This window comes from Microvirga tunisiensis (genome assembly GCF_009296175.1).
In the GTDB taxonomy this organism is placed as follows: domain Bacteria; phylum Pseudomonadota; class Alphaproteobacteria; order Rhizobiales; family Beijerinckiaceae; genus Microvirga; species Microvirga tunisiensis.
In genome coordinates, this window is the sequence record NZ_VOSK01000962.1 from 1 (window position 1) to 621 (window position 621).

Genomic DNA, 621 nt, shown 5'->3' on the forward strand with positions numbered 1-621 from the left:
CACCTGGCTCCCGATGCCGTCGCCAGTGCGGTAGAGCGAGCCGCACAGAAACTTGGAGAAGAGGCGCGCGCCTAGCCGCGCGTTGTTCTTTAGAAGTTTAAGCCGAGCGCCGTTCAATCCGGCAGTCCGGCGAGATACTGGTCCGTCAGGTAGAACACATCCTGGATCGGCATCGTCGGCGTCATGATGCCCTCAATGAAGCCGTGCCGCAGAGCATCCTCGGCGAAATAGATGGTCGTGCGGCTAGCGGCAGCTTCAACATCCTCGACCGAGAGCGGCACCTCAGCCTTCGGGGCTGTCTCAGTGGCAATCACGCGGTGGGTTTTCTGATCGACTGCAAGCAGCTCCATCTCAGACTTCTTCAGGTCGGAGTAGCTGTACCAGTCGGGCAGGGAGGCTTTTGAGAACTTAGTCTGGTGCACCATGAAGCTGGAGGCCGGAAGGCCGTAGCGCTTCTGAAAGCCAAGGAAGAACAGCACGCCCGCCGAGTCGACGCTCGACATGTTGTAGATGGTGGTGCGCTCGGGTCTGGCCTTGAAGAAGTTGTAGAGCTCCATTCCAGAACCCGGATTTCCGCCACCCGTCACGAGGTAGACCACGAATTCGTCGATGCCACCTTTG

Annotated in this window: 1 protein-coding gene; it reads right to left on the reverse strand. The window is 59.1% G+C overall.

Features of this window, described 5'->3' with window-relative positions; genetic code table 11:
• Positions 1-113: 113 nt before the first annotated feature.
• Positions 114-621 (reverse strand): ATP-dependent Clp protease proteolytic subunit (locus FS320_RS44745; protein ID WP_192926447.1); only part of this gene is annotated, 508 nt, incomplete at its 5' end.